The organism is Nonomuraea sp. NPDC050790 (genome assembly GCF_044456745.1).
Lineage (GTDB): Bacteria > Actinomycetota > Actinomycetes > Streptosporangiales > Streptosporangiaceae > Nonomuraea.
Genome location: NZ_JBITGF010000001.1, coordinates 954,822 through 973,615 on the forward strand (window position 1 = coordinate 954,822; position 18,794 = coordinate 973,615).

17 protein-coding genes are annotated in these 18,794 nt (G+C 74.0%); 4 read left to right on the forward strand and 13 right to left on the reverse strand.

The window, feature by feature from the left end:
* Positions 1–12: 12 nt before the first annotated feature.
* A complete protein-coding gene (locus tag ACIBEJ_RS04385) occupies positions 13–348 on the forward strand; it encodes a cupin domain-containing protein (RefSeq protein ID WP_397181160.1) in 336 nt (111 codons plus the stop codon).
* A gap of 8 nt (positions 349–356) precedes the next feature.
* On the opposite strand, the gene ACIBEJ_RS04390 is transcribed toward ACIBEJ_RS04385, so the two are convergent.
* The 6 genes from ACIBEJ_RS04390 to ACIBEJ_RS04415 all read right to left on the reverse strand — a co-directional run bounded on the left by ACIBEJ_RS04390 (position 357) and on the right by ACIBEJ_RS04415 (position 5,141).
* The gene (locus ACIBEJ_RS04390) at positions 357–647 is read right to left on the reverse strand and encodes a DUF1330 domain-containing protein (protein ID WP_397181161.1); all 291 of its coding nucleotides are present in this window, start codon (positions 645–647) and stop codon (positions 357–359) included.
* A gap of 26 nt (positions 648–673) precedes the next feature.
* Positions 674–1,042 carry a nuclear transport factor 2 family protein gene (locus ACIBEJ_RS04395; protein ID WP_397181162.1) on the reverse strand — a complete coding sequence of 123 codons (369 nt, stop codon included), beginning with the start codon at positions 1,040–1,042 and terminating at the stop codon, positions 674–676.
* Between the two features lie 73 nt (positions 1,043–1,115).
* A complete protein-coding gene (locus tag ACIBEJ_RS04400; protein WP_397181163.1) occupies positions 1,116–1,820 on the reverse strand; it encodes a hypothetical protein in 705 nt (234 codons plus the stop codon).
* A gap of 216 nt (positions 1,821–2,036) precedes the next feature.
* The gene (locus tag ACIBEJ_RS04405; RefSeq protein WP_397181164.1) at positions 2,037–3,143 is read right to left on the reverse strand and encodes an MFS transporter; all 1,107 of its coding nucleotides are present in this window, start codon (positions 3,141–3,143) and stop codon (positions 2,037–2,039) included.
* A gap of 40 nt (positions 3,144–3,183) precedes the next feature.
* Positions 3,184–3,840, reverse strand: a complete 657-nt coding sequence (locus ACIBEJ_RS04410; RefSeq protein WP_397181165.1) for a response regulator — start codon at positions 3,838–3,840, stop codon at positions 3,184–3,186.
* Positions 3,837–5,141 carry a sensor histidine kinase gene (locus ACIBEJ_RS04415; RefSeq protein WP_397181166.1) on the reverse strand — a complete coding sequence of 435 codons (1,305 nt, stop codon included), beginning with the start codon at positions 5,139–5,141 and terminating at the stop codon, positions 3,837–3,839. Before ACIBEJ_RS04415 ends, ACIBEJ_RS04410 begins: the two co-directional genes overlap by 4 nt.
* Positions 5,142–5,254: 113 nt before the next feature.
* Here ACIBEJ_RS04415 and ACIBEJ_RS04420 point away from each other — a divergent pair, with 113 nt between their 5' ends.
* Together ACIBEJ_RS04420 and ACIBEJ_RS04425 are read left to right on the forward strand one after the other, a co-directional pair.
* Entirely contained in the window at positions 5,255–6,646 is a 1,392-nt protein-coding gene (locus tag ACIBEJ_RS04420; RefSeq protein WP_397181167.1) for a S41 family peptidase, read from the forward strand.
* Between the two features lie 80 nt (positions 6,647–6,726).
* A complete protein-coding gene (locus ACIBEJ_RS04425; protein WP_397181168.1) occupies positions 6,727–7,167 on the forward strand; it encodes an iron chaperone in 441 nt (146 codons plus the stop codon).
* Between the two features lie 17 nt (positions 7,168–7,184).
* Here ACIBEJ_RS04425 and ACIBEJ_RS04430 read toward each other — a convergent pair whose 3' ends face one another.
* The 6 genes from ACIBEJ_RS04430 to ACIBEJ_RS04455 form a co-directional block, all read right to left on the reverse strand.
* Positions 7,185–8,606, reverse strand: a complete 1,422-nt coding sequence (locus ACIBEJ_RS04430; RefSeq protein WP_397181169.1) for a hypothetical protein — start codon at positions 8,604–8,606, stop codon at positions 7,185–7,187.
* A 7-nt stretch (positions 8,607–8,613) separates the two neighbouring features.
* Positions 8,614–9,159 (reverse strand): hypothetical protein, encoded by a 546-nt coding sequence (locus ACIBEJ_RS04435; protein WP_397181170.1) that lies wholly within the window; start codon positions 9,157–9,159, stop codon positions 8,614–8,616.
* The gene (locus tag ACIBEJ_RS04440; protein ID WP_397181171.1) at positions 9,156–13,268 is read right to left on the reverse strand and encodes a CHAT domain-containing protein; all 4,113 of its coding nucleotides are present in this window, start codon (positions 13,266–13,268) and stop codon (positions 9,156–9,158) included. The genes ACIBEJ_RS04435 and ACIBEJ_RS04440 overlap by 4 nt, the downstream gene beginning before the upstream one ends.
* Before the next feature lie 67 nt (positions 13,269–13,335).
* Complete coding sequence (locus ACIBEJ_RS04445; protein ID WP_397181172.1) at positions 13,336–14,226, reverse strand: SMP-30/gluconolactonase/LRE family protein; 891 nt, start codon at positions 14,224–14,226, stop codon at positions 13,336–13,338.
* A gap of 54 nt (positions 14,227–14,280) precedes the next feature.
* Positions 14,281–14,538 carry an IclR family transcriptional regulator C-terminal domain-containing protein gene (locus tag ACIBEJ_RS04450; RefSeq protein WP_397181173.1) on the reverse strand — a complete coding sequence of 86 codons (258 nt, stop codon included), beginning with the start codon at positions 14,536–14,538 and terminating at the stop codon, positions 14,281–14,283.
* Positions 14,539–14,579: 41 nt separating this feature from the next.
* Complete coding sequence (locus ACIBEJ_RS04455) at positions 14,580–15,944, reverse strand: APC family permease (RefSeq protein WP_397181174.1); 1,365 nt, start codon at positions 15,942–15,944, stop codon at positions 14,580–14,582.
* A 100-nt stretch (positions 15,945–16,044) separates the two neighbouring features.
* Here ACIBEJ_RS04455 and ACIBEJ_RS04460 point away from each other — a divergent pair, with 100 nt between their 5' ends.
* Positions 16,045–16,644: a TetR/AcrR family transcriptional regulator gene (locus ACIBEJ_RS04460; protein ID WP_397181175.1), complete on the forward strand. Its 600-nt coding sequence runs from the start codon at positions 16,045–16,047 to the stop codon at positions 16,642–16,644.
* On the opposite strand, the gene helR is transcribed toward ACIBEJ_RS04460, so the two are convergent.
* On the reverse strand, positions 16,645–18,792 hold the full coding sequence (helR, locus tag ACIBEJ_RS04465; RefSeq protein WP_397181176.1) for an RNA polymerase recycling motor ATPase HelR: 2,148 nt from the start codon (positions 18,790–18,792) through the stop codon (positions 16,645–16,647). It lies immediately after the preceding gene.
* Positions 18,793–18,794 lie beyond the last annotated feature (2 nt).

The window sequence follows — 18,794 nt, forward strand, 5'->3', positions numbered from 1 at the left end:
TAGGTTGGGGCGATGACCCTGCCAGAACAGGTCCTACCTGGACAGACGCTGCCGGTTGACGTCGACGCCGTGCCCGCCGTGGAGATCGGGCCGGGGATCCAGGCGCGGATGCTGCCGGGGATGCCGGGGATCAGGACCTGGGTCATCGATCTCGCGCCCGGCGCCGAGTGGCCGCGGGTCGATGTCCACGCGGCCTACGGCGAGGCGTACTTCGTGGTCCAGGGCGAGCTCATCGAGGGCGAGCGCACCTACGGGCCGGGGACCTACGTCGCGTTCGGCCCGGAGACGAGCCACCGGCCCCGTTCCGAGACCGGCGTGCGCGCCTTCGGCTTCAACTACGACGTGTGACCCGGGCCTCAGACGCCCTCGACGATGATCAGCTCGCCCGCCAGGTGCTTCGTGCGGAGCGGGAGGATCTCCTGGTAGGCGGGGGAGTCGTAGAAGTCGCGGGCGTGGCGCATGGACGGGAACTCCACCAGGATGACGTCCCCCGGCCACTCGCCCTCGCGGACGTCGACCTCGCCGCCGCGCACGATGAAGCGGCCTGAGAAGGGGTCCAGCGCGGCCTGGACCCGCTCCTTGTACTCCAGCACGTCGGGGTGGACCTCTTCCACCTTGCGCAGGTGGGCGAGCATGTACGCGGTCATCGTTCTCCTCCTGGTTCGGTACGGGCTCAGGCGCCGGCCGGGACCTTGTCGAGAAAGCCGAGCACCTGGGTGATGCGGCCGTCGCCGCCGATGACGGCCACGTCGAACCCGATGGCGAGCGGCTCGCCCCCCTCAGGACCCAGGTGCCAGGTGAACCGGGCGATGTCGTGGTGGGCGTCCACCGGCCCGCCCAGGCTGAACACCAGCCCGCCGAACTGGCCCTGCACGGCGGCGATCGTGGCGTCCAGGCCGTCGCGGCCGCGTACCGACACCAGCGGGTCGGTGTACACGGCGTCGTCGGCGAAGACCTCCGCCAGCTCCGCCCGGCGGGCCTCGGGGCCGGTCTGGTTCCAGGCGGCGAGGTAGCGCTGGACCAGCTCGTTGATGTCGCTCATGTGCTTCTCCTCAGTGATCGTTCGTCTTGACCACAAAGCTACGGAGCTGCCGTGAGCGAGGAATCTGTCGTGCTTAGGTACTTTCCGGCGGATGACTGGCGGCATCCTCGCGCAGCTCGGCCAGCCGTTCCTCGGCGAAGGCGCGGATCTCCTCCTCCTCGGCCCTCGCGGCGTGCTCCAGGAGGGTCATGTCGCCGGGCCCGGACAGGCTCGCGGCGGCCGCGGCGGCGAACAGCCTGGTCACCGCGTCGCCCGCGGTCAGCCTTCGCACGATGCCGGGCAGGTCGGGCTCCTCGTCCTCCTGCAGCACCAGCCACTCGGTGAGGTCCCTGAGCGGGCCGGCGGGCAGGCAGGCCGCGCCCGCCTCCAGTTGCTCGAGCGACGCTCCGGCCAGGAAGTCCAGGACCTTCCAGCGGATGGCGCTCTCCGGGTCCTCGCTCAGGCCGATGACCTGCGCGATGGCGGGGCCGTGCCGTTCGCCGGCGTTGTCCAGGACGACGGCGATCGCGTAGTGGCGGACGATGCGGTTGCGGTGGGCCAGGAGGGCGGGGATCTCGTCCATCATCGGGGCGGCGAGCTCGGTCAGCTCAGCCAGCAGCCAGGCGCCCGTCCCTGCCACGGTCTCGTCGTCGCTGTGCAGGAGCCTGCCGAGGTTCTCGACGGGGTAGCCCGCGTACAGCTCGGTGAGCAGGTGGTGGGCGGCCGGGCCCACGATGTCGTCGTCGGCCGGGTGCGTGCGGATCCGCTCGATCAGGGCGTCGCCCGTCCGCGTCTCCATGGGCCGTCACCGCCTCCCGTCCGCGCCAGGGGCCGCCGCCGTCCGGGGCGATCGGCCGCGCCGTCCGTGGACTTTCCCCGGTACGGCAGGCGGCCGCCGGCCGGTGTCGTCCACGGCCAGGGCGCGGAGGGCGCTGAGCGGGTGTGTCATGCCCAAGCACGATATCGCTACTTATCCCGATATCGAGGTCACCTCCGGGGGAGATCTGCGCGCTAGCTAGCGCGCTGCCCGCAGGTACAGGGCGAGGGGCACCACCGCGGCCGAGGAGATCGCGATGGCCGACAGCGCGCCCGGCAGCCCGACGTGCTCGGCGAGAAAGCCGATCAGCGGCGGCCCGCCGAGCATCCCGGCGTGGCCGATGCTGGCCGCCAGGCTCACCCCCGCCGGACCCCCGAGCGCCCCCGCCTGGGCGATGGCCAGCGGGAACACGTTGCCCAGCCCCAGCCCCACCACCACGAACCCGGCGAAGGCCACCGGGACGGAGCCGGTCCAGGAGGCGGCCAGCCCGCCGCACACCGCCAGCACGGCCCCGGTCACGAGCACGGTGGTCTGCCCGAAGCGCGCCACCAGGCGGCTGCCGCCCAGCCGGGCCAGCGCGATCGCGACCGAGTAGGCGGAGAATCCGTAGGCGGCCAGGTCGGCCGCGGCGCCCAGGTCGTCGCGCAGGTGCAGCACGCTCCAGTCGGCCACCGCCCCCTCGCCGAACGCCGCGCACACGGCCAGCACTCCGCACAGCGCCACGGCCAGGCCGAACGTCCGCGTGCCGCCCTGGGAGTGCGCTGCGGCGGCCGGGAGCGTACCGCGCAAGAGGGGCCGGGCGAGGACGGCGGTGCCGAGCAGGACGAAGGCGGACACCAGCAGGAAGTGCTGCGCGGTGGTGAGCGAGCCCACGAGCAGGCCGCCCAGCAGCGCCCCCGCCAGGCCGCCCGCGCTCCACAGCCCGTGCAGCACCGACATCACCGGCCGCGTGGTCGACCGCTCGACCTCGACGGCCGCGCTGTTCAGCCCGATGTTGAGGGTGCCGTAGAACAGCCCGGTCACCGCGAGCGCCAGGCACAGCGCCGCCATGGTGCCCGCGAGGGAGATCACCGGTACGGCCAGGCAGAGCAGGGCGATGGCGCCGAGGATGACGGGCCGCGTGCCGTACCGCAGGCAGAGCCGTCCGCTCACGGTCATGGCGAGGCCGGTGCCGATCGCCATGCACATGAGCGCCACGCCGAGGCCGCCGGTGGAGACGCCGAGCTGGTCCTTGATCGAGGGGATGCGGACCACCCAGGTGGCGAAGAGCACGCCATCCAGGAGGAAGAACAGCGAGAGGGGCATACAGGGCAAACTAACAGGATGGTATCCAGAAAGAAAAGGGTCAGCCCGCCCGCACCAGCCCGCACTCGTAGGCGAACACCACGGCCTGGACCCGATCCCGCAGCTCCAGCTTGGCCAGGATCTTGCTCACGTGTCCCTTGACGGTCCCCTCGCTCAGGAACAGGCGGGCGGCGATCTCGGCGTTGGACAGGCCGCGGGCGACCAGTTCCAGCACCTCGCGTTCGCGCCCGGTCAGGACGCGCAGTTCGAGGCCGGAGCGGGGGAGAGGGCCGTCGCCGGTGCCGATGTGGCGTTCGATGAGCCGCCTGGTCACGGCCGGCGCCACGATCGCGTCGCCCCTGGCGACCGCGCGGATCGCCGAGAGCAGGTCGGGGGCGAGCGTGTCCTTGAGCACGAAGCCGCCGGCGCCCGCCCGCAAAGCCGCGTAGACGTACTCGTCCAGGTCGAACGTGGTCAGGATGAGCACCCGCGCCCCGTCGAAGCGGGCACGGACCCGGCGGGTGGCCTCCACGCCGTCCACGTCGGGCATCCGGACGTCCATCAGCACCACGTCCGGTGCGCACTCCTCCATCAGCGCCACCACCTGCGAGCCGTCCGCGGCCTCGCCGACCACCGCCATGTCCTCGGCGTTGTCGAGGATCATCCGCAGCCCGGCGCGCAGCAGGGCCTGGTCGTCGACGAGCAGCACCCGGATCACGGCGATCCGCCCGCGCAGGGCAGCCTGGCCCGCACTTCGAAGCCCCGCGGCCCCGGACCCGCGCTGATCGACCCGCCCAGCACGGCCACCCGCTCCCGCATCCCCCGCAACCCGCTCCCCGGCCCGTCCGCTCTGCTCAGACCCGTCCCGTCGTCGGTCACCTCCACGAGCACCTCCGTTTCGCCGCAGGTCACGCTGACCTGGGCGCTCGCGCCGGGTCCCGCGTGCTTCATGGTGTTGGTCAGCGCCTCCTGCACGATCCGGTACGCCGCCAGGTCCACCGCCGTGGGCAACGACTCGGGCGTACCGGAGACGGCCAGGCGGACGGGCGTACCGGAGGACCGGACCTGTGCGACGAGCTGGGCCAGCCGGGCGAGGCCGGGCGGCGGGTGCGTGGCGGCAGGGCCGGTCGCGGGCAAGACGTGGCGCAGGTCGGCCAGGGAGGCGCGGCCGGTCTCGACGATGGTGTCCAGCGCGGCGCGTGTGTCCCGCGGACGGCTGGCCAGCGCGGCCGTCCCTCCCTGCGCCTGCATGACGATCACCGACAGCCCGTGGGCGATCACGTCATGCAGCTCGCGGGCGATCCTGCCGCGCTCGGCCGCGACCGCCAGGGCCGCCCGCTGGTCGCGTTCGCGCTCCAGGTCCCGGGCGCGGGCGGTGAGCTCGGCCAGGTACGCCCGCCGGCTGCGCACGCTGGACCCCGTCGCCCAGCCGGCCACCAGCACCGGCACGAGCACCGGCACGCCGCCCCAGTCCGTGGGCCCGAGCGGCGTCCTGACCCGTTCGCCGGGATTGGGCAGCGGCGTCGGCCCGAGCGAGCGCCGGGCGACCAGTTCGGCCTCGGGCCCGGACCGCTCGCGGAAGGACCAGCCGTCGGGCCTGCCGTCCAGCGCCACGTACGCCGACCACCCGCCCGCCGCGACCAGCGCGACGCCGAGCACCCAGAGCGCGACGGCACGGCGCAGGCGCTCGGCGACGGTGTAGAGCACGATCGGCACGGCCAGGTCCGCGGGCGTGGGCCCGGCGATCACCGCCATGTGCGCGACAACCCCCAGGCAGGCGAGGACCAGCGCCGCGACCGGCCACCGCCGCCGGACCGCCACGGCCAGCACGCAGCCCGCCGTCGCCGCCCACCAGATCGTCTGCTGGACCGGCCAGGGACCGTCCGCGGGCAGCCCGGCGCTCCTGCGCAGGCCGTCCACGTCGTTCAGCACGGCCGTGGCGGCCAGCAGGGCCGCCGCGAGCCCGGCGTCCTGGACCGCGGGCTCACGAAGGTGCCGAAGGGCCGCGTAGGTGTCCATGGCGCTGTGAGCCTAAAGGCCGCGGCGTATGACGCCCATATGCCGGAAGTCAGGTTCGCGACCATGACCGTGGTCGGATGCGCGACGGGCCGCGCCCCTCCCAGCCTGGACCCATGAACCCGCGATCAGCCTTCACCGTGCTGCTGCTCACCCTGAGCTGCGCCGCGGCACCCTCAACAGCGGCATCCGCCCCGGCCCCGGCGCCGTGCGCCCCCGCCCCGATGGGCCAGGCGCCACCCCTCACCCCGACCACCGCCGCCACGCTCAAGCAGGCGTACGAATGCGTCTTCACCAGGTACGCCGGCGGCCCCACGCTCGACCACCGCACCCTGCTCACCGCCGCCTTCGCCGGGTTCACCCAGGAGCTCCAGCGCCGCGGCGAGGACCGGCCCGACGCGATGATGCCGCCCCTGACCGGCGAGCGCGCCCGCGACTGGGACGCCTTCAGCACCGTCTACCAGCGGATCCTCGCCACGACCTCGCCCGCCGCCCGCCAGCCCCTCGCCGCGGCCACGATGACCGCCATGGTGGCCGCCCTGCACGACAACCACGCCGCCTGGGTACGCGAGGAGGCCCCCATGACCGCCGAGCAGGGACCGCCCCGCGAGTTCGGCACCGGCATCGCCGGATTCTCCCCGCCCGAGGGCGACCCGGTGGGCAAGGGGCCGCTGTTCGTCACCATGGTGACCGAGGGCAGCCCCGCCGCCCGCCAGGACCTGCGTCCGGGCGACGTCGTCCGCGCCATCGACGGCGCCTCCGCGCTCACCGGCGGCATCCTGTCGCGCGAGAACGCCGCCAAGCTCATCGGCGACCCCCGCACCAAAGCTCCGGTACGGCTGACGCTCCACCGCCCCGCCACCCGCAGAACCTGGACGACCGCCTTCACCCCCACCGCCTACGAAGGCTCCCCGCTGGGCCACGCCAAGCTCCTCAAGGACGGCACCGCCTACGTCAAGCTGGCCGGATTCCTGCCCGGCGGCGAGAAGAAGGTGTTCGCCGACCTGGCCCGCCTGTCCACCGGCGGCAGGCCCCGCGGCCTGGTCCTCGACCTGCGCGGCAACGGCGGCGGCTTCCCCGGGACCTCGGTCAAGCTGCTCAGCGCGTTCGTCCACGGCGCCACCGTCGGCTGGGCCTGCGACGCCAAGGGCGCCTGCGAGCCCAAACGCACCGACGACACCGTTCCCCTCCTCGACCTGCCGCTCGTCGTCCTCACCGACCGCGGCTGCGCCTCGGCCTGCGACGCCTTCAGCGCCGCGGTCAAGGATCTGGAGCTGGGCAAGCTGGTCGGCACGCGTACGGCGGGCATCGTCTCCGGCCCCGCGGGCGGCTTCCTGCTCGACGACGGCAGCGTCCTGGAACTGCCGGTGAAGTTCGGCCTCGGCCCGGACAAGGAGATCGTCAACACCATCGGCGTCCCGCCCGACCACCACGTCGCCCTGACCGCGCAGGACCTGTCGCGCGGCCGCGACCCCGTGCTGGACAAGGCGCTGACCCTGCTGCCCTGAAGCATCGTCACCGCATAGCCGATGTATCAACGCGGCCGGGCACCTTGGTCTCACACCGGAACACGACGAAGGAGCACCCGATGACCAGCACCACGTACCAGGGGTTCACCGCCGAGGAGCGCGCCGCGATGAAGGACCACGCCAAGGAGCTGAGGACGAGCGCCCGCCGCGGTGAGGCGGACAAGGCCGCGGCGGCGGTGCGCGACGTGCTCGAGAAGATCGCCGAGATGAAGGACGAGGACCGCGTCCTGGCCGAGCGCTTCCACGCCGTCGTCACCGCCTGCGCGCCGGTCCTGGCCCCGAAGCTCTGGTACGGCATGCCCGCGTACGCCCTGAACGGCAAGATCGTCTGCCACTTCCAGCCGGCCGAGAAGTTCAAGAGCCGCTACGCCACGATCGGCTTCAGCGACCAGGCCGGACTGGACGACGGCGCCCTGTGGCCGGTCTCCTACGCGCTGACCGAGATCACGCCCGAGACCGAGGCCCGCATCGGCGAGCTGGTGCGGCGGGCGGTGAGCTGAGGCGGGAGGTGACTTCGCTAGCAGGCGGCCGGCGGGTCGGTGCGGTAGCGAAACTCGCCGGAGACGGGCAGGTCGCCGCGGTAGAGGAACTGGCAGACGTCGAGCCAGAGCGCCCGCTCCGCGGCGAGGTCGGCCGGGGGTTCCAGGCCGAGCTCGTGCAGGACCAGGCGCCGGTGCAGGTCGAAGGCGGACTTGAGCTGGTCGGAGAAGGCCAGCGCCGCCTCCCTGGCCCCGGCGTGTACCGCCCAGGCCAGGACGAGCACCGCCGCCGCCAGCACCACCCCCGCCCCGAGACGCAGGATCGGGGCGACGGCCTCCGGCAGGGTCGGGGCGACGGGTGGCACCGGCAGGGGAGCGGGCAGCGAGAGCAGCGCCACGGGCACCGCCAGCACCGCCGCCGCCAGGGCCGCCACGACGAGGGGGCGGCGCAGCCGTACCAGAGCGAGGATGACCACGAACGCGGCGGCCAGACAGCTCCACCCGAGCACGCCCGGCCCCGCGCCCGCCGCCGCCAGCACCGCGACCGGGACACCGGCGACGACCAGGTACGCGGTCAGCGTGAGCATGAGGTCCAGAGACGCCTTGGCGTCCTTGAGCGCGGTGGCGAAGGCGTCGGGCAGCAGCGGCTGCAGCCGTGACCAGATCACGACCGGGTCCAGCCCGTAGCGCAGCCGGGGGTGCTGCTCGGCCGCCAGCAGGATGTTGCCGATCGCGGTCGGCGCGACGTCGACCGGGTCGTCGGGGTAGAGCACGAACAGCCGCTGCTGCACGACGGCGCGGCGCGAGCGCACGTCCTGAAGGAACCGCTCGGTCAGGCGCGTCGCGGTGGCCACGAGCCGGGCGAATCGCCGGCCGTCCAGCTCCGCGGCGCCGGTGGCGGCCAGGGCGGCGAGCCTGGCGCTGAGATCGGGCAGAACCGCCGCCGCCCGCTCGCACGTGACCGAGGCCGCCTCCCCCCAAGCCCGCTCGACCGCCCCCAGCTCAGCCACGACATCGCCCCCGAAGGCCGCCACGGGCCGGCCTGGCCTGGGGAGTGACTCGACGGCCTGGAGCAGGGCGGCCTCCAGGAGTTCGAGGCGTTCGTCGGATCTGAGGTCGCGGGCTCGCGCGGCGCGGTGCCGGGCCGTGCGGCGGCGGGCCAGGGCGGCGAGCGGGGCCGACTCGCCCCAGCGTCCCTGGAAGACCTGGTCGGCCACCGGCCGCAGGTTCACCAGCGCGAACGACCCCAACGCGACCACCACCAGGAACCCCGCCACGAGCAGTGCCTGGACTACGCCGGGCAACCCGGCCCACAGCCGCACCGCCGCCGGCGGGTCCAGCACCGACCACACCACGGCCACCACGAGCACCCCGGACGCGACCAGCGTCGGCAGGAAGGACGACAGCAGCGCCCTGCGGTCGAAGTAGCCGGTGATCTCTTTCAGTACGGTGGCGAACACCGGGCCGTCAGCCTCCCTCGAGTTCCATCGGGCCGTGGGACCACACGCGCGAGCAGGCCGGGGGACCGTTCGTGGCCGAGCGGGGCAGCCTGCGCGAGGGCGGCTCGCACTTGCGGCAGACGTAGCGCCGCGAGGGCAGGCCGGGCGCGCCGCCGAGCCGCTGCGAGCCCTCCTCCAGCAGCTCCAGCGGGAGCGCCGCGGCCACGTCCGCGCGGGCCACGATCCCGTACGGCCGGCCGTCCCGTTCCACGAGCACCCCGGGCACCTCGGTGAGCTGCCCGAGCAGGTCGGCCAGGTCGAGCAGGACCGCCTCCTCGATCCGGTCGCCGTCCAGCTCCACGACGACCAGCGGCGGCTCCGGCCCGCCGCCCTCCACGACCGCGACCACCCGCCCGTCCCGCGTCACCGTCGCAAGCCCGGTCTCCGGCGCGGGACCGGTTCTTGCCGGAAGCCCGGTCCCTGCCGACGGTCCGGGCTCCGGCGCGGGCCCGGTTTCCGGTGCGGGCATGAGGGTGGCCTGGCCGGGGAAGGTTCTGATCCGCACGGTGATCATCCGGTCCGCCAATCTCCCACGAGTGTGAAGGCCGCCCAATGGTAGGGGTCGGCGAACGGCCTGCGCCCGTAGTCGACCGGCTCGGGCGCCTCCGCCTTCAGCCGCAACCGGCGAAGCTGGCGGCGTACCAGATCGGCGGGAACGCCGGGCTCTCCCGCCAGCAACTCCTCGTACAGGGCGATCGCCGCGCCGAGGTCGCCCGCGCGCACCCGCAGCCGCGCCACGTCCAGCCGGGCACCGGCGTCGGATTCGATCCGCCCGATCGCCTGCGCGCAGGTCATGTCCCCGACCGCGAGCTGAGCAGCGGCGAGCGCCTGCGCGGGTCCCTCGCCCCCGCCGCGCCAGCGCTCGTAGAACTCCCGCATGAGCAGCCCGGTGGACAGGTCGTCGACCGGCCACAGGCTCACCAGCAGCGTGGCCGCCCCCGCGTACATGAACGCCCTGACCAGCCCCATCAGCTCGTCGCCTGGCCGGTTCTCGCCCAGCCCGCTCTCGCAGGCGCTCAGCACGACCAGGCTGGCGTTGAGCCGCAGGTCGTAGACGTCCTCGACGGTGAGGCGGGCGTCGTGCAGCAGGATGCCCGACTGCTCCGGGTGCTCGGCGTCGAAGGCGGCGTGGCAGGCCAGGTGGATGACGTCGTGTCCGTCGCCGAGCAGGTCCTTGACCGCCGCCGGGCCCAGGTGGGCGCGGGTGCCGAGCAGGTCGGCGACGGCCACGGCCTCGGCCCTGGCGTGGCGCAGGTCGCCGCGCGAGTCGCCCAGCACCAGCGCAGAGAACGCCCGCCGCGGCCTCCGCCTGGCCCGGCACAGCGCCAGCACCGAGGCGCTGGGCAGGTAGCAGACGGGGTTGCGGGCGATCAGCGGCGCCCCGTCCACCGATGTCGCGTGCAGCGGCAGGTGGTGCAGCGGACCGGAGGGCACCAGGCAGATCAGCTCGCCCGGCCGGCTGCGGCGCCGCAGGTGCCCGGCGAGCGGGCCGGGCTCGGCGTCCGGCCAGGACGACCAGGTCGTGCCGTCCCGGGTGACCAGGAGCAGTCCGATTCCGCCCCCGCCGGTGGAGGCGAACTCGGCCAGCAGGACGGCGGGCTCGCCCGGACCGGTGGCCAGCAGGCCGCGTACCTCGGCGGCGGAGCTGACCCTTCCCGCCACGGACTCGCGGGCCCCGAGGGTGGCGCGCAGCAGCCGCTGCTCCAGCCGGCGCAGTGCCGGGCCCTCGCGGGCGATCTGCCCGGCCAGGCGCTCGCCGAACCCGTCGTCGCGCACGCCCAGGTCCACGCCGAGCGCCCGCAGCGGGCCGAGGTCCGCGCCGGGGTCGCGGGCCGCCTCCAGCAGGAGCCGCCGGCGCTCGCGGGCGGCGGCGACGGAGGCGGCAAGACCCGCCGTCTCCGGCCCGCGCAGGGGAGGGCCGAGCGTGAGCCCGTCCACGAAGGCGCGGGCCCTGCCGCGTTCGACCAGCTCCAGGGCGGTGTCGAGGCGGGCGGCGGCGACCGCAGCCCACAGCGCCTCGGCCAGCAGCGGCAGGCCGCCCGCCTGCCACCTGATGCGGTCGTCCTCGGCCCGCAGACCGCCCCTGACCTGGTCGTTCAGGTCGAGCGCGGCCATCAGGTCGGCCAGCGCCCGCGCCGGACGGCCCATTGAGGACAGGGCGCGGCCGCGGCCGGCGTGCCAGGTGGCTCTGGCCTGCGGCGGGGCGGAAGGGCCGGGCGGGTGCTCGTCCAGCGTGCGCAGGGCGGCCCGCGGCTGTCCGCTCGCGCGCTGGGCGCCGGCCAGATTGCCCGCGATGATCAGCCGTTCGTACGCGTCGAGGTCCTCGCCGCCGAGCACGCGGCGCAGGATGCGGGCCGCCTCGTCGTGTTCGCCGCGCAGCCGGTGGATCGTGGCCAGCACGTTCGCCGCCCGGCGGTCCTCGCCGACCTCGCCCAGGGCCTCCAGCGCCTCCTCGTACCGGCCGCTGTCGCGCAGCACCCGGGCCTTGAGCATCCGCCGCGCGTCGGCCAGGTAGGCGGGGCCGCCGCCGGCCGAGGGCCCGTCCAGATGCTCCAGCGCGGCCGGCAGGTCGCCGAGCCGCAGCGCGAGGTCGGCGTGGACGAGGTCGATGTAGCCCTGCAGCAGGCCGAGCGCGGCCACCATCACCTCCTGGTGGTCGAAGTCGAACACCATCGCGGAACGGCCGCGCTCCTCGACCTCGGCCCGCTGGGCGGCCAGGTCGGCGTGGTTCCAGCTCGGCAGGAACTCCGCGTTCGGGATCACCCCGAGGAAGAAGATCACCGCCTCGGCGGCGGCCAGGTGGTCCATCGCCCCCTGCACGTCGGAAAGGCGCAGCAGGACGTCGGCGTGCAGCAGGTCGATCTGCGCGGCCAGTTGCGCGAATCCCGCGGCGACGGCCCGCTCGTGCGCGGCCTCGAGCGCCCGGGCGCTGTCCTCGTGCTCCTGCCCGGGGTTGAACACGAACGTGAAGGCGGCCAGCATCTCCACGATCGTCTCCAGCTCGGGCAGCACCGCCAGGATCCGGTCGTACGGCGCCGCCTTCCGCACGATCAGGACCAGCAGCGCCTCGCGCAGATCCGGCACGGCCAGCGCGAGCTGCAGCAGCCAGCGCAGCGCGTTCAGCGGCCTGGACTCGCCGGGCGGCGCCGCGTGGGCCGCCCCGGCCAGGCTCTCCAGGGCGTCCACGACGTTGGCTCCGTTCCATCCCGGCTCGCCCTCCGCGTGGGTGACCAGGGCCATGCCGCGCAGCAGCAGCCCGTACCAGTCGCCGGGCCGCTCCTCCAGCAGCACCTCCACGTGCGCCAGCGCCGCCGTCGGCCGCCAGCGGGTGATGAGGACGTCGGCGAGCACCCGCCGCACGCCGGGGTGGCGCGGATGCCGGGCGGCCAGCAGTTCGAGCAGCCCGCCCAGCGCCTCGAACCCCTCCATGTCGTACGGCCGCAGCCGCATGTCCTCCAGCACCACAAGCGCCCGCTCGACCTCGTCCAGCACGATCAGGCAGCGGGCCCGAGCCGGCGCGGACGGCGGGTCGCCGGGCAGCCGTTCCAGGATCGCCGCCGGACTCTCCAGCAACCCGGCCAGCTCCGCCAGCGCGTCCCGGAGCCGGTCGAAGCCGCGCAGCCGGGGGTCGGCGAGCGCCTCGGCGGCGCAGAGCGCGGCGTCGTCGTCCCGCCCGCTCTCGGCCAGCAGCGACATTCTGAAGGCCACCGTCTGCACGGCCAGGTCCTCGGTGGGCAGGGTGTCGAGGTAGGGCAGGTTCGCCGCGGGGTCGGCGGCCAGCACCGCGGCCTCGGCGGCGGTCTGCGCGGCGCACACGGTGAGGTCGACCAGGGCCTCCTCCGTCCGGCCGGCCTCGACCAGAAACTCGGCCCGTACCAGCCGGTGGCGTGGCTGGGCGGGCTCGCCGTGCACGGCCGCGCCCATCGCCTCGATCGCCTCGGGCAGCCGGTCCAGCCTCGACAGCACCCGCGCCCGTCCCTCGTGGGAGCCGGGACGCCCCGGGTCGGCGGCGATGAGCCGGTCGAAGGAGGTCAGCGCCTCCTCCAGCCGGCCCTGGCGGGCGGCGCCGTACGCCTCGGCGAACAGCGCGGACGGCTCGCTCTCGTCGAGGGTGAGCGCGAACCTCGCCAGCGTGGCGGCGTGGGCCGCCGCGCCGCGGTGGTGGGCGGCCCGCGCGGCCCGGCCGAGCGAGGCGGCCGCCTCGCCCACGCCGTCGTGGTCGGGGTCCGGCTCGCCCCAGTCCCAGGCCGCCCATAAGGCGATCAGCTCCGCTCCGGCGTCCGCGGCGGCGGCGAAGTCGTCCACCATCGCTTCGAGCAGCACCCGCTTGCCCAGCGCGAGCAGCTCGGCGGGCGCCAGTTCCAGCTCACGGAAGGTCGCGCGCAGCCCCGTGAGGAACCGGCGCAGCGCGTCCGCGTCGCCCAGCGCGCCGAGGACGGCTTCGAGCAGTTCGGCGAACCCGGCGAGGGCCGCCAGCCGGTTCTCGTCCCACTCCCCGCCGCCGCCCGTCACGCGGTCGATCCCGCTCTGGAGCAGCCGCGCGGCCTCGGGCAGCCGGTCGTCGTCCGCCAGCCGTTCCGCCTGCTCCGTCTGCTCCCGCGCCCAGTCGTACGGCCCGGCCATACGCGCTCCTCGTCGACGGCGGCGCGGACCAGCCGAGCATATGCTCACCCACCGGCCATGACCATCGCTACCGTGCGGGCGCTCCCGAGGCGGGGTCGCGGTAGGGGTTGGCGGGAAGGCCCGTGTAGGGAGTACGGCAGCGCCACAGCTCCCCGCCGGCCTTGCCGTCCCATGCCGTGGTGATGTAGAGGTCGCCGAGACCGGGACCGCCGAACGCGCAGCTCGTCACGTTCGCGGCCGGGACCTCCACGGTCAGGTCGAGCCGTCCGTCCGGCCGCAGGCGCAGCACCGCGCCGCCCTCCCAGAGGGCCACCCACACGTGCCCGGCGGCGTCGACCGTGATCCCGTCGGGAAAGCCGCGCGGAATCTCGGCGAACACCCGGCGCCCGTCCAGTCGCCCGGCGGCCGGGTCGTAGTCGAAGACGTCCACCCGCCCGGTCGGCGTGTCCACGTAGTACAGCAGCCGCTCGTCCGGGCTCCAGGCCACGCCGTTGGAGATCGAGACCCCGTCCAGCACCCGTTCGCAGCCTCCGCCGGGGTCGAGCCGGTAGAGCGCGCCCGCGCCCGGCGTGTCGTCCTGGGCCATGGTGCCGGCGAAGAAGCGCCCGGCCCGGTCGCAGGCGCCGTCGTTCATCCGGTTGCCCGGCCGCTCCGTCACCGCCGCGACCATCTCCAGCCCGCGCCCGTCACGCACCCCGCGCGCGTCGGGCGGCCCGCCCCCGTCGGGCAGGACGGCGAAGCCGTCCCTGACCGCCAGCGCCAGCCCGCCGCCCGTCCTGGGCGCCACCACCCCGACCGGCCGGCCGACCTCGGTCACCTCGTGCGCGCCGTCGGCCGGATCGAGCCGGTGCACCAGCCCGGCCATGATGTCGACCCACAGGAGCGTGTCCGTGGCGCCGTCCCAGCGCGGCCCCTCACCCAGGTTCGCCCGCGGCACGGGCACGACCTCCGGCTCCAACGCTCCTCCAGCTTTCCCCGATACAGAATCCCGTTCCGAAACCCACCCACACCATCACCCGGCGAAACGGGCTGTCAACCGCTCGGCGATCGCCGCGCGCAGGCCGTGACCCAGCGCCTCCATACGCGCCGGAGGCATCCTGTCCCTGATCGCGGTCACGCTCACCGCGGCCACCGGGGCGGTACCGCCCAGGAACAGCGGGGCCGCCACGCAGCGCACGCCCGGCTCGTTCTCCTCCAGGTCGAGCGCGTAGCCGCGGTGCCGTACCTGGTCGAGGTGGGTGGCGTTGCGCCCGCCCACGACCGAGGTCATTCCGGATGATGGAATGCTAGAACGTCAGGCGGAGGCGCCGGTCAGCCGTCTTCGACGTCGTGCAGGGTCCAGGCGCCGCGCCGCCGTACGACGGTGTAGTAGACGACCGTGCCCGCCGCCAGGATGGCGGCGGTGACGATCAGGCTGGGACGGCCGATCACGGGGTCGACGGCGCTGGTGTAGATCACGTACGCCAGCGCGGCCAGCGCGACGAGGGGCGCCAGCGGGAACAGCGGCATGCGGTAGACGCCCTGGGCGGTGCTGCCGTTGCGCCGGCCGCCGATGACCGCGGCGCACAGGCCGGCGTAGATCACCACGAGCGAGGTGCCGGTGACGACGAGCAGGTAGCGCTCGGGCACGAAGCACAGGGCCGCGCTGACCGCGCCGGCGGCGATCGTCGCGGTCCAGGGGGTGCCGAAGCGCGGGTGGATGCGGCCGAACAGGGCGTTGACCCGCACCGGCCAGGTCGCGTCGCGGGCGCTGCTGAAGATCAGGCGCGCGGTGAGCAGCATGATGGCGATCACCGCGTTGGCGATGGCCAGGGCGACGCCCAGGCTGATCAGCGTGTTCAGGGTGGAGCCGCCGTGCTCGGCGACCACCTGCTGGACCACGTTGCCGCCGTCGAGGCTGGTGGCCGACAGCAGGACGGCGGTGATCGGGATCAGTTCGGCGGCCACGGTGATGGCCAGGGCCCAGAGGATGACGCGGGCGATGTTGCGCCGGGCGCCCTGGGTCTCCTCGCCGAAGTAGACGGCGGAGCCGTACCCGTTGTAGGAGAAGATCGCCACGGCGGTGGCGAGCGCGATGAGGCCGAGAGTGGCGGGGGAGCCGTCCGGCGCGACCGGGTGGACCAGCAGGTCGGTGAAGGGACGCTCCACGTTGAGCACGCCGATGGCCGACAGCGCGAGCAGCGCCAGCATCTCCAGGGCCAGGAAGACGCCGGTCACCACGGCGTTGAAGCGGATGTCGAAGACCGCCACCGCGGCGGCGAGCGCGACGGTCACCGCGCCGGCGAGAGGGCCGGGCAGGCCGGGGAACAGCACGCCCAGGTACGTGCCGACGCCCAGGGCGATCACCGCGAGGATCAGCAGTTGCGTGACCAGCACGAGCACCAGCGCCAGGAACCCGGGCAGCGGGCCGAGGGTCCTGCCGATAATCGTGTACTCGCCGCCGGTCTGCGGGAAGGCCGAGGACAGTTCGGCGTAGACGAAGGCCATGAAGACGCCGACCACGGCGGCCAGCACGTAGCTCCAGAACGCGCCCGTCCCGGCCTGCCGGACCACGCCGGGGCCGATGATGAAGACGGACGAGGCGGGGGTGATGGCCGAAAGGACGATCAGGAGAGTTCCGAACGCGCGCAGCCCGCGCTTGAGACGGGCACCAGGACGGGTCTGTGACGTGCTCATCCGCGCCTCCATACTTTTAACAAGCATCAAAGAACTCCGTCGAACCGCAGTCAATAGCGGCCTACTAAGTTTGAGATGCCTTCAAAGAATGCGAGGTGCCATGCCACGACCCAGCCGCGCCCACGAGCGGCGCGCCCATCTCATCGCCGCCGCCAGGCGCAGCGTCGTCGAACGCGGCCTGCTCGGCCTGCGCCTGCGCGACGTGTCCGAGGAGGCGGGCATGTCCTCGGGCTCGGTGCTGTACTACTTCCCCGGCCTCACCGAACTGCTGCGCGAGGTACACCGCGAGGCCGTCGAGCGTTTCTGCGACGAACGCGAGGCCGTCGTGCGCGAGGAGGCCGACCCGCGCCGCAGGCTGTCGGCGATGATCTCCAGCGGCCTGCCCGGCGACCCCCGCGACGAGCTGTGCGTCCTGCTGTACGAGCTGGGCGCCATCGCCAGGCGCGACCCCGCCTGCGCCGCCGCCTACATCAAGCTGTACGAGCGCCAGGTCGGCATCTACGCGGCCATCCTCCAGACGGGCGCCGCCTCCGGCGCCTTCACGCTGGCCGGCGACCCCCTGGAGATCGCGCGCAACCTGGTGACGCTGGAGGACGGCTACGGCCTGCACCTCACGATGGCCGTGCCCACGCTCTCGCCCGCCCAGGCCGAACGCCACCTGCGCGCCTACGCCGAGGGGGCCACGGGCGTGCGCCTGTGACTACGAGCCGGTGAGGATGACGAGCTGCCGCGTCGCCCTGGTCATGGCGACGTACCGGTCCACGGCCCCCTCGATGCCCTCGCCGAACCGGTCCGGATCGACCAGGACGACCAGGTCGAACTCCAGCCCCTTCGACAGCTCCGGCGTCAGCGACCGCACCCGGGACGTCCCCTCGAACGACGGGTCGCCGATGACGCAGGCGATCCCCTCCGTGTTCGCGGCCAGCCACGCGTCGAGGATCGGCTGGAGGTCGGAGCGCGGCCCGCGGACGACGGGGACGTCGCCGCGGCGGATGGACGTCGGCACGTTGGCGTCGGGCAGCGCGGCCCTGATGACCGGCTCGGCCTCCGCCATGACCTGCTCCGGCGTCCGGTAGTTGACGCTCAGCCGGGCCAGGGTGATCCGGTCGAGCCCGATTCGCTTCAGCCGCTCCTCCCACGACTCCGTGAACCCGTGCCTGGCCTGCGCGCGGTCCCCGACGATGGTGAAGCTCCGCGACGGGTTCCTGAGCAGCAGCATCTGCCACTCCGCGTCGGTCAGCTCCTGCGCCTCGTCCACGACGACGTGCGCGAACGGCCCGGCCAGCACGTCCAGCTCGGTGGCCGGCGGCGCGCCCTCCTCGACCAGCGCGTCCTGCAGGTCCTTGCCGTGCAGCATCGTCACCGCGCCCTCGCCGTCGTCGTCGGCCTCCAACAGACGGTCCACGACCTCGGCCATCTGCGCGCGGTCGGCGGCCGCCTTGGCCTTGCGCTGCCGCGCGCGCAGGGCGGCCTCGGGGTCGCCGAGCCGCTGCCTGGCCGCGTCCAGCAGCGGCAGGTCGGACACGGTCCACGCCTGGGCGTCCGCGCGCTGCAGTGTGCGGATCTCCTCGGTGCTGAGCCACGGAGCGCACAGGCGCAGGTAGGCGGGCACCGTCCAGAGGTCGCCGACGAGGTCGGCCGCCTCCAGCAGCGGCCAGGCGCGGTTGAACGCCGTGCGCAGCTCCCTGTTCTGCAGCAGCGACTTGCGCAGCAGGTGGTCGGGCGCCTCGCCGTCGTGCTTGTCGACCAGGATCGTGAGCAGTTCCTCCCAGATCTGCTCGCGCGCGTCGTTGTGCGGCGTGCCGGGGTCGGGCGCCTGGAACGCCTCGGCCCAGTCGTCGGCGCTCAGCCGGATGTCGGACCAGTGGGTGGTGACCGTCATCGGCTTGTCCGGCGGGTTCTCGTAGAACCTGACGGCCGGCTCGATCGCCTTCACCATGTCGGCCGACGACTTCAGCCTGGCCACCTCGGGGTCGGTCTCCGGCCCCGCCTGCGCCCCCTCGGCGACGAGGTCGCGCAGGGTGCACGTCTGCACGCCCTCCTCTCCCAGACTCGGCAGTACGTCGGCGACGTACGCCAGATAGGGCTGGTGCGGACCCACGAACAGCACCCCGCCACGGTGGTGGCCGAGCCGGGGATCGGAGTAGAGCAGATAGGCCGAGCGGTGCAGGGCCACGACGGTCTTGCCGGTGCCGGGGCCGCCGTCCACGACCAGCGCGCCGCGCGAGCCCGCGCGGATGATGGCGTCCTGGTCGGCCTGGATGGTGCCGAGCACGTCGCGCATCCGCGGCGAGCGGCTGCTGCCGAGGCTGGCGATGAAGGCGGACTGGTCGTCGAGCGCCGCGTGCCCCTCGATCCCGTCGGAGGTGAACACCTCGTCCCAGTAGTCGCTGATCCGGCCGCGGGTCCAGCGGTAGCGGCGGCGGCTGGCCAGGCCCATCGGGTTGCCGTGGGTGGCGCCGAAGAACGGCTCGGCCGCGGGGGAGCGCCAGTCGAGCAGCAGCCGCCGGCCCTCGCTGTCGGTCAGGCCGAGGCGGCCGACGTACACCGGCTCGCCGTCGTCGGCGCCGACCATGTGACCGAGGCACAGGTCGAGGCCGAAGCGGCGCAGCGCGCGCAGCCGGGCCGACAGGCGGTGGACCTCCAGGTCCCGGTCGAGCGCCTGACGGCCCTTGCCGCCCGGCGACCTGCGCTCGGCGTCGAGGCGTTCGGACAGCTCGGCGATCGACTGCTCCAGGCTGCGCGAGATGGCGGCGAAGTGCCGCTCGTCGGCGGCGATCAGCGCCGGGTCGGCCTTGGGCGCGAGGTGGGCGGGTAGGTCGAACGCGCTGGTGTTCAGGTGGTTCACGT